10 protein-coding genes are annotated in these 9569 nt (G+C 29.4%); 6 read left to right on the top strand and 4 right to left on the bottom strand.

Annotated features, from left to right (window positions below):
• Positions 1-516: 516 nt before the first annotated feature.
• The 5 genes from F564_RS0117060 (at position 517) to F564_RS19595 (ending at position 3957) form a co-directional block, all read left to right on the top strand.
• The gene (locus F564_RS0117060) at positions 517-1029 is read left to right on the top strand and encodes a plasmid mobilization protein (RefSeq protein ID WP_161625951.1); all 513 of its coding nucleotides are present in this window, start codon (positions 517-519) and stop codon (positions 1027-1029) included.
• A gap of 8 nt (positions 1030-1037) precedes the next feature.
• A complete protein-coding gene (locus F564_RS0117055; RefSeq protein WP_028123664.1) occupies positions 1038-2036 on the top strand; it encodes a relaxase/mobilization nuclease domain-containing protein in 999 nt (332 codons plus the stop codon).
• 499 nt (positions 2037-2535) lie between these two features.
• Positions 2536-2754: a hypothetical protein gene (locus F564_RS0117050; protein ID WP_028123663.1), complete on the top strand. Its 219-nt coding sequence runs from the start codon at positions 2536-2538 to the stop codon at positions 2752-2754.
• Between the two features lie 80 nt (positions 2755-2834).
• Positions 2835-3131 (top strand): helix-turn-helix domain-containing protein, encoded by a 297-nt coding sequence (locus F564_RS19600; protein WP_051259728.1) that lies wholly within the window; start codon positions 2835-2837, stop codon positions 3129-3131.
• Positions 3106-3957, top strand: coding sequence for a reverse transcriptase family protein (locus tag F564_RS19595; protein ID WP_051259727.1), 852 nt, complete (start codon positions 3106-3108; stop codon positions 3955-3957). The genes F564_RS19600 and F564_RS19595 overlap by 26 nt, the downstream gene beginning before the upstream one ends.
• A gap of 57 nt (positions 3958-4014) precedes the next feature.
• Here F564_RS19595 and F564_RS0117035 read toward each other — a convergent pair whose 3' ends face one another.
• Positions 4015-5409 carry a hypothetical protein gene (locus F564_RS0117035; RefSeq protein WP_028123662.1) on the bottom strand — a complete coding sequence of 465 codons (1395 nt, stop codon included), beginning with the start codon at positions 5407-5409 and terminating at the stop codon, positions 4015-4017.
• Positions 5410-6925: 1516 nt separating this feature from the next.
• On the opposite strand from F564_RS0117035, the gene F564_RS21135 reads away from it, so the two are divergent.
• Positions 6926-7060, top strand: coding sequence for a hypothetical protein (locus tag F564_RS21135; protein ID WP_262493710.1), 135 nt, complete (start codon positions 6926-6928; stop codon positions 7058-7060).
• A gap of 34 nt (positions 7061-7094) precedes the next feature.
• Here F564_RS21135 and F564_RS0117015 read toward each other — a convergent pair whose 3' ends face one another.
• The 3 genes from F564_RS0117015 to F564_RS0117005 form a co-directional block, all read right to left on the bottom strand.
• A complete protein-coding gene (locus tag F564_RS0117015) occupies positions 7095-7535 on the bottom strand; it encodes a hypothetical protein (protein ID WP_028123661.1) in 441 nt (146 codons plus the stop codon).
• 690 nt (positions 7536-8225) lie between these two features.
• On the bottom strand, positions 8226-8723 hold the full coding sequence (locus tag F564_RS0117010; RefSeq protein WP_028123660.1) for a hypothetical protein: 498 nt from the start codon (positions 8721-8723) through the stop codon (positions 8226-8228).
• Positions 8716-9432: a DUF3800 domain-containing protein gene (locus F564_RS0117005; protein WP_028123659.1), complete on the bottom strand. Its 717-nt coding sequence runs from the start codon at positions 9430-9432 to the stop codon at positions 8716-8718. The genes F564_RS0117010 and F564_RS0117005 overlap by 8 nt, the downstream gene beginning before the upstream one ends.
• Positions 9433-9569 lie beyond the last annotated feature (137 nt).

Below are 9569 nucleotides of genomic sequence, written 5' to 3'. Positions count from 1 at the left end.
ACGAATCCAGTGGAAAGTCTAGGAAGTTTTTTATGAAATTAACTGGTGTACTTTGCCTCGGAATGAGTGGTGTACTTTGTTCGGAATAATCAGTTCCATTTCATTCCACTATTTATATATTTTTTTCATCCGTTTCGATTGGTTGAATGGCTTTCTTTTTTTTTCTTTTTTTTCTTTTAGTTTTAATATTTCAGTTTCATTTATCGAAGACAATGACTTGCAAAATATTGATATTTTGGCATAACAAAAATATTTTTTAACTTAGTGTTAAAATGGAACAGTTATTAAGTAGCAAGCAGTGGTATTTGTCCGTACATTTCACTCCGCTACATTACTATCAAACTCCAATGCTTGCCCTACGGGGTAAGGATTTTTTAACGGCAAGCCTAAAATCCTTTTTGAAAAAATCTTCGATTTCCCCCAATTTGGAATCAATTTATAGACAGAGAAAACATAAAATATTTTATGAATTATATAGCAGAAAACCAAAAACAAGGTCTAAAACATTTGGGCATTTTGAAAGAAAATGGAAGCTTTGAAAAAGGTTTTTCTAACATCGATTTAGAAATATTTTTTGAACTAAATATACTTTTGAAAATTTTCAAAAAGGAAAATAAAATTTTAGTTTTTCAAAATCTTGATAATGAAATGAACAAATTAGAATTTGATTTAGATGGAGAAAAAGCGAAGACACTAATCAAATATTTTCAAAAGAAAAAGGATGAATTAAATAAAAAAAATCTTCAAAAAAGAACCCGTTTTGAAATCAGAATTACCGAAAAAGAGAAAAGTGAAATACAAGAAAGAGCAGATAAATCTGGTCTTTCTCTATCTGAATTTTCAAGAAGAATGCTTCTGAACGGTGAGGTGATTTCTATAAGTTCCGATGAAAGAAAAACATTAAATGGCGTTGCAATTAATTTCAATCAGATGATAAAACTTTGGCATTCTACGAAAGAAAAACCCTTAGAATTGGAAACTAAATTTTCTGAATTATTGTCAGAGCTGAAGAAACATTACAAGAGATAATTATAAAAATGATTGGAAATATCCACAAATCTGGTAATAGTTTTTCGGGTGCGAGTGAATACGTACTCGCCCAGGGGCGGTACGCAAAAGAAGAAAAAGATAAAAGACCCGAAATCATAGAACAAAATAATATTTTCTCTACAAATCATAAAGAAATTGGTAGGGAAATGAGAGCCGTTGCGCTTGATAATACCAAAGTGAAAAAGCCAGTAATGCATTATTCTGTCAGCTTCTCAAAAGATGATAAAACCGAAGAAAGTAAAAGAATTGAAGCCGTAAAAAGCACAATGAAAGACTTAGGAATTAGCGCAAACAACCATCAGTATATGGTTGTTAAACATAATGACAAACAACCACATTATCACGTAATTGTAAATCGGGTCGGTTTAGATGGGAAATTATTATCCGACAATTTCTCAAAAAACAGATTGGAGGTTGCTATTGATAAGGCTGAAAAAAAATTGGGATTGGATAATTCTTTGGCTGGAAAAAGGAGATTTGTTTACAATCCTGCAAATGATAAGGGCTATGATGTAGTACCAAGAAAAGGAAATAATCTGGTCAGAAATCCAAAAGACAAAGAGAAATCTTTATCTGATAAAAAGGAATTTATCCAAGATAAAATCAATGAAAGTTTACAAAATAAAAGAATTGCAAATCCCGAACAGCTAAAATCAGAATTACAAAAACATAAAATCAATTTCGAATATAAAATCAATAGCAAAGGACTTGCAGGAACTTCTTTTCATTATGATAAACTCTCAGTTAAAGGAAGCCAAATCGATTTTAAAGCTTCTGTAATCGAAAAGCAATTAAAATATAATGAAAAATTTTCATTATTGGACATCCCACCAACCTATAAAATGGAGAAAGGGACAGAAAAAAAACAGGAACAGAAAAATGATTCACAGAATATAAATCCTATACAACAAATAATTTTGGAACAAATAAATACAGAGAGTCAAGACCAAATCCAGAATCGAAAAAAGAAGAGAGGCTTCAGATGATAATGTTTTCTCTGTCTATGGAAAAATAAAAAATTGCTCTAAAAAGGTTCTTGATCTATATCTTTTTTAACACTGATAAAATGTGAGTACGATTATTATTTTTTTAAAATATTTTACTTGTTTTTATTAACTGTCAGAAATAATTTGTATATTTGCATCATAGTTCTTTGAAAATATGTTTTGAAAGCTAGTTACTAAGTGGAGCTTTATATTTTTTTGTTTAATTCATTAAACAACCCCTATGGGGTTTCGGGTCAATCCTCTTGTCTGTCCTCGAAATGCCTCAATCCCCAATCAGCCAATAACTGATACAAGGAGAAAGGATATTAGATGATTTGATATTAATTAAATTGATTTTGAATGTTTCTTATTTTATTATTGATAGGAGCAGGGATTTTAAAGTGGTGTATAGAGAACATTGTCTACGCATTTAGTAATGGGCTATTGTAAAATAAGCAGGGTGCAATAATGCCCCATTAACTTTAAAATCTTATTTATTATGTCTAGATTAAAAAGACTTCAAAACATCGATGGTTTAAAAATATCATTACAAACCATCCTACAGAACCAGTGTTCTCTTTCGGAGAGTGACGTTAATTTATTGAACGATGCAGTTGCAAAATTGAATAGATTAAGAACAAAGAAAGGATTGACGGATAAGCAGTACCAAATGGAAATTGCCGACATCATCGACCTGATTATTAAGTTTTTAATTTAATGCTACTGAATTATGCTACAGATTAAACAACAATTACTTTTCCGACACCCTTTAAATTTTTCCATTTAATATCGACTAAAATGAATTTAGGTACAGTTATAAAAGATGTTAGAAAACAACGCAGACAAACTCAGACCGAGTTTGCTGATAGTTGTGGTATTACCCAAACTTATTTATCTCAGATAGAAAATAATGCTAAAGAGCCTAATTTATCTACGTTAAAAAAGATAAGTGAAAATCTTGATTTGCCCTTACCTATATTATTCTATTTATCACTTAATGAAGATGATATTTCTCCAGAGAAAAGAAAAGCATTTGAAATTATTAACCCATCCGTAAAATCTCTGATAAATGAGTTCTTCAGAGTTGAGAAGTAAACTACACTTCCCATCAATTATTGGTAAATCCAAAAAAGAGCTAGATGAGCTTGTCAAAAATATTGATAGTCATTACAGGGAATGGTACGAGGTAAAGGTAGACAAGAAAACCAATCAACCTAAAACATACAAGGATGGCACTATCAAGCAGAGGGCAATAAGACCATCAAAAACTACTTTGAAAGCCATTCAGAAGCAAATCAAAGACCGTATACTTGCCGTAATCGAGTTGCCTGAAAATGTACACGGTGGTGTTAAAAAGCGAAGCAATATTACAAATGCCAAACCACATCAAGGAAAGAAATATATACTAACAACTGATTTGCAGGACTTCTATCCGTCAATCACTGCGAAGAAAGTATATGAAACATTTCTTGAATTAGGCTTTAATGCTCAATGTGCTTTTTACATGACCAGATTGACAACCTGGAAAGGAGAATTGCCACAAGGTACTCCTACAAGTACACACATTTCAAATATTGTTTTCTTAAGAACGGATTATAAACTGATAGAGCTTTGTAATGAACATAACATTACTTACACAAGGTATATCGATGATTTAACCTTTTCGTCTCAATCAGATTTTCAGAATGACATTGAGGGAATTTTAAATATTGTTTTAGATAGTGGTTTAAAGATAAGTAGAAGAAAAACCTTTTATAATGGTTCGCAAACTGTAACTGGAATTGAGATTTTTCTAAATAAAATTGATGCACCGGAAAAGATTATCAAAAAGGTTGAAGAGGAAAAAATATTGCCCGATGAAACTATGAAACCTTATACAAGCTATCGAAATAATATTTTGAAAACTAATAAAAAAAAGTAATATAATGATCCTATCTGAAAAATACGTATTAATTGCGTAGAGTTCACCACGGAGTAATCACTCCCAAACTTTCATTTTTAAATTTGGGGCATATCCAATTTCACGCATAAAAATACTTTGAACTTGTTCTAATATAATATTAATATCCGATTTCTTCGCCACAATACAGTCGTGAAGAGAAAAGAAAGGAATTTTTCTTTTAAACTTATTATTTATTTCACGAGCTATTACATTTAACATAAAATGAGACTCTAGCTGAAATAATAGGTAAGATAATCTCTTATGACGGTCAGTACTCTTTGTATTTTTTAATTTTAGTTGCTTAAAAACTTTGATAAATTCATGGATGGTAGGGAATTGTTCATACAAGGTTGCTTGTTCCCATTGAAACTGGGTATTTTTTGCAAAAAGCATTGAAAGAAATTTACTTTTACTGTATTTCCTTAAATCTGAAATATCTCCGTCAAAAATATTCCCAAACTTACTTTCAAAGTCAAATTCGAAATTTGGGGCATTTAAAAACTTATCCATAAAGTTATCATATATCGTATCATTTAATACCAGCGCTTTGAAATCCTCCACCTCCCTATTAGAAAGGGATACGGAAGACTTTACTAACATATAAAGGGATAGTATATTATGATTATATATCTGTTTATATAGTATATCATATGGTTGTGCCTCTTTTATAGTTAAATTTAGTATATATGTAAGGAAAAAAGGGATAGAAGCCGATAAATCAACTTCTGCTAAAGGCTCATTTTCATATTTGAGATGCTTTCTACATATCTTGGGAAACGAAGTTATAGCAGTATGCAATCTTCCGTCTGTATTAGGTCTATGATAAAAAGGAAAATAACTATTCTTAAAATCTACAACCTTTAATACGTTTGAAAGGTATTGTTTATAGTTTCCACTGACTTTATATTCAGTATAAAGGTCTTTTAGTGCTTCTTTATCGTCGATTTCAAACGCATTAGGATTAAAATAATCACATGCGAAATTGAACCTTTTTTTTACAGCATTATGAATAGTAGGTTTCTTCTTTTTCTTTATGTTTTTTACAAGTGTATGTTCCGATATTTTTATAATCTCAAGTTCTCCATCTCCCCAAAAATATTCAGGTAAGCGATATGAGTAACATTCTCCAGGGCCATAATTTTTTCTGTGCAAAAGGCGACCCTCTCCGAAGAAATCTTCATAAAGGTAATCTATATGACGTTTTGACTGTCTAAATATGCTCTGCATTATGACAGAAGATCGTGGAATAAATTGATTTACTACTGATTCAATTTTAGTGTTTTGACTTGTATGTTTCTTCATCGTTTCTCTAATAATTTCTGCTATATAGTAATAGCAGAAATCTTTACTAAATTTAAAATTAGGTGGAAATCTTGATAAGCGTTGCTCTAAATTTAAAAACTTAGGGACGACTATAAAATACTCAGACATAGTTTCTTAAATAAGAATAAATTTAATAATAATCTTCGTTAAATAAAAGATTTAAACCTATATAATGCTCTTATTTACATCAGATGTTTTCTCTGTCTATAATGACAATTCGAGATTACAGGTAATAAATTTTCAGTGCTATTAGAAACTTAAGAGTTTCTTTTAGGTTTTTGCTTTTGGTTTAGCAGAATCGTAACTTTGTACTTTAAGTGCTAACGAAAGTTCGCGCTTTTTTTTGTGCCATATTCTTGCGTCACACATTTATAAAAACATTGGAAATACCTTTGTTGATGGGTGTTTAAAAGATATTCAATTTATGTCCTTTGATAAGAAGTTAAGCAAAAATACATTTGCTCCAGGGCGACATTATCTTTGATAAAATGATAGGAAAGATATTGACCAAATATAAATTAAGAAATCTGTCTTTTCAAGCAGTTAACGCCTATAAAAGACAAAACTCAAAATAAGAAAAGAGAATCTAATTTTGAAAGAATTAAAGTAGGTCAATTTTTGTCCTTTGAGATGAAATCCAACAATTTTATCTTTATAAATAGGGAGGGTAAATTGGTTTTCATTTTCGTGTAATACATTTTTAAAATCATTGGAAATACCTTTGTTTATAGATGTTTGAAAGAGTTTTAATTTGTGTCCTTTCGCAAGAAGTTAAGGAAAAATAGATTTGCTACAGAGCGATATTATCTTTGATGAAATGGTTAACAGGATATAGACCAAATATAAAATAAAACAGGTTTTAAAAAGGGGTAAGGACTTAACTATAATAACAAATAAAAAAAGTAAAAAAGAACAATTCAATTTTAGGAGATATTTATTAATAAAATAGAAACAGTAGAAATTATGATAGATGTATTTACATTAGTTGTGCTAACAGGAATGATAGTATTGTTAGCAGGAATTTTCAAATTCAGAAAATTCAAAGGGTATGTTAAAATTTCTGAAATAGGCTTCGGCTTTGAAGGGGAAAGTTAGAATTGAGAAAAGCGGGTAAAATCCCGCTTTTTTTTTCCTGCATTTTTACTATTTGAAATATTTTATGAGCAAAGTTTAATTTAAAAATTAACCCTTTTGTATATCATAATAGTAAGTTATATCTTTGCTGGATAGAAATCCTTCCGCAACAGCGGAGGGATTTTTTTTGCTATATGTTAAAGTGTTTGTGGTTCTCCGAACGATATTTTTTAGCGTCACAACTTTAGTGAAGCTGTGAGATTATTTTTGTCCTTTGAGATGAAATCCAACAATTTTATCTTTATCAATAGGGAGGGTAAATTGGTTTTCGTTTTCGTGTAGCACATTTTTAAAATCATTGGAAATACCTTTGTTTATAGATGTTTGAAAGTATTTTAATTTATGTCCTTTCACAAAAAGTTAAGCAAAACGACCTTTGGTAAAATCTGATATTACATTTGACATATTAATATCCAAATTTTAAAAATTTTCATCCAATGTTAATAAAAAATTAATTGAACAAAAAGAATTTTACAAGTATTAATAAATTATGAGTACACTATTTTTAGCACTCGGAATAACAGGAATAATAGTACTGTTATCCATAGGGATTTTCAAATTCAGAAAATTCAAAGCGTATGTTAAACTTCCTTATTTTGGATTTGGGTTCGAAGGGGAAAGTTAGAATTGAGAAAAAGCGGGTGAAAATTCCGCTTTTTTTATTTTTTTTTCTTCGGTATTCCAGACTTTTCATCCGTCCAAATTGCGCCTGACTGCATTTCTAAGTCCATTTCCAACCAAGTTTTTGCGGTGGTTTTTTCTTTATGCTTTTCTATTTCCAAAAACGAATCTAAATTTTCCAAGACTGTTTCCCCAAACACTTCCATTTTATCTTTTAACGGTGTTTTTCGGGAGGACAATTTATTGTGAATAGGACTATAAGGCAGGTAAATGTTTTTGATGACTATCTCGTCGGTAACGATTGTAATTTCAGTTTGATCGAGTGGCGCAGAACCGAGGATTATATCTTCTATAATCAAATCACGATATTTGATTGTGCTTACTGTATCAAATAATTCGTCAGCGTTTTTAAACTTTAAACCGTTACCAGCTTTAAGTTCTTCCATTGCTTTAATGGTTTCTTTGTTAGGTTTTTTCATCTTTTAAGATTTAATTTAACAACCAATTTTCCGTAATTCCACTACCCTCTGTTGGGTTTTTTAGTCGAAATAGTCCAAAAATTTCGAATTTTTGAAGCTAAATAGGTTATTTAGGCTCAAAAATGACCCAATTATTTTGCATAATTACTGTTTTTTATGGCTTTTTTTACTTCCGTAATTCCACTCGCCTTTTTCCGTAATTCCACTACCCTTTGTGTAGATTTAGAGCCAAAATAATCAAATTATTCTGCATTTTTGAAGTCGGATAGTATGTAAATTGTATAAAACTATCCAAGTATTCTGCATAATTGATTTTTTAGGGTGTTTTTCTTTATTTCCGTAATTCCACTACCCTTTGTGTAGATTTAGAGTCAAAATAATCAAATTATTCTGCATTTTTGGAGTCGAATAGTATGTAAATCGTATAAAACTATCCAAGTATTCTGCATAATTGATTTTTTTAAAATTCTTTTTTATTTCCGTAATTTTATTATTCCCTCCACAAAAGAAGTATATATCTCAAAGATGATAATTATTTAGAACTATTCTAAATAAAACTTAAGAATGAATAAGTGTTTGATTTTGAATATTATTTATATAATTTTGTAGTGTCAATACACAAAGTGTAAAGGACGTGGTTGCCCACAGACCCGTAAATGTGGACCGCATTCATCGAGATGCGGTTTTTTTTTATATATTATGGTATTTGTTATACTCATATTCGAAATCCATAGCCTTATTCTTTTCTACGCAAAATGCCGTTACTAATAATATTTTTGGCTGTATAGGTTTTAAAATTACCACGAAATTTTTTTCTTTATACCAATAATATTTTTTCGTAGTATCATCCTTATCTTTTTTTTCAAAATACAGAATTTTTGAATTACCTATATTTTTTAAGATACACTTAATCCAATGAATTCGATTAGCTCTCTTAGAATCAAATTGTCTCGGTTTTTTATATGATTCCTCTTTTGTTATTAAATGAACAAAAGTCTCAGGGTATCCTTCAAAACCTTTTATCCAAGATTTATGACTTTTGAAAGTTAAACGGACTCCATCAACTTCTATATAATCATCTATTAATTCTTCTTGATATATTCTATAAATCTCCTCAAAATGCTCTTTACAGGGAATATTGTCATCTAAATCATCAAATAAGTCCTCTAAATTCTCTAAATCACTCATCTTCCTCTAAAGTTTTTATCTGAAAATCATAAATATTAAATTTAGTTTCCCAAGGTTCTGTCCCATCATCTAAAGAATACTTTGAGCATTTTTCTAAATATTTAACGACTTCATTTTTAGTAGGAGAGGCTCCAATTTCAGAATGCTTATTTCTAGACTTATAGCAAATTGCACCAATAAATAAATCGGTTAATTGAAGAAATTCATTTTCATTCGAATGAATATGTTGAAAAAAGATATAAGGGGAATTTTTTTCATAAAATTCGTCTAATTCATTTTTTAAAAGGAATAATCTCTTTTTTCCATAATGATCTTTTACATCTAAATAAACTCGACTTTTAAAGTCATTTTGTGACTTATTATTTAATAATATTTTTAAAGTTTTATAATAATAACTGTCTTCGTGATTTCTATTATATCTTTTATGACCTAAATTATTCTTATTTTTAATTAACACACATCTGAAATCTAAATCATTAGCAAAAAACCAATCAATAAGTTCTTTATATAAATCTAATCTAGAAGAAGACAATCTATTCCATTTTATTTCTGTTGGGCTCTTGTGTTTTAATTTTATTTTTTTGAACTCATCTTTTAGCTGTATATACTTGGTGTTATCAATTTTGATATAACCTATACACATAACTTGTGAATCATCCTTTTCTAAATGACAACTTTCGTCGATATATATATTGTAAATGTTTGACATAAAATAAAATAGCAAATATATAAACTACCTGCAATGTTTGCTAATTGGATATACTAATTTAACGTCCAGTAAAAGTTAAGCATAAAACCTTAATTTTAAGATATGAAACAAGAACGAAAAATCTATGATCCTGCTTT

The sequence above is a fragment of the Epilithonimonas tenax DSM 16811 genome (assembly GCF_000428485.1).
Classification (GTDB): domain Bacteria; phylum Bacteroidota; class Bacteroidia; order Flavobacteriales; family Weeksellaceae; genus Epilithonimonas; species Epilithonimonas tenax.
This window is presented reverse-complemented; position numbering and strand designations above follow the sequence as displayed.

Excerpts from the sequence above, each read along its gene's own strand:
- F564_RS0117055 (WP_028123664.1), top strand. The coding sequence starts at position 1,038 with ATGATTGGAAATATCCACAAATCTGGTAATAGTTTTTCGGGTGCGAGT.
- F564_RS0117050 (WP_028123663.1), top strand. The coding sequence starts at position 2,536 with ATGTCTAGATTAAAAAGACTTCAAAACATCGATGGTTTAAAAATATCA.
- F564_RS19600 (WP_051259728.1), top strand. The coding sequence starts at position 2,835 with ATGAATTTAGGTACAGTTATAAAAGATGTTAGAAAACAACGCAGACAA.
- F564_RS19595 (WP_051259727.1), top strand. The coding sequence starts at position 3,106 with ATGAGTTCTTCAGAGTTGAGAAGTAAACTACACTTCCCATCAATTATT.
- F564_RS0117035 (WP_028123662.1), bottom strand. The coding sequence starts at position 5,409 with ATGTCTGAGTATTTTATAGTCGTCCCTAAGTTTTTAAATTTAGAGCAA.
- F564_RS21135 (WP_262493710.1), top strand. The coding sequence starts at position 6,926 with ATGAGTACACTATTTTTAGCACTCGGAATAACAGGAATAATAGTACTG.
- F564_RS0117015 (WP_028123661.1), bottom strand. The coding sequence starts at position 7,535 with ATGAAAAAACCTAACAAAGAAACCATTAAAGCAATGGAAGAACTTAAA.
- F564_RS0117010 (WP_028123660.1), bottom strand. The coding sequence starts at position 8,723 with ATGAGTGATTTAGAGAATTTAGAGGACTTATTTGATGATTTAGATGAC.
- F564_RS0117005 (WP_028123659.1), bottom strand. The coding sequence starts at position 9,432 with ATGTCAAACATTTACAATATATATATCGACGAAAGTTGTCATTTAGAA.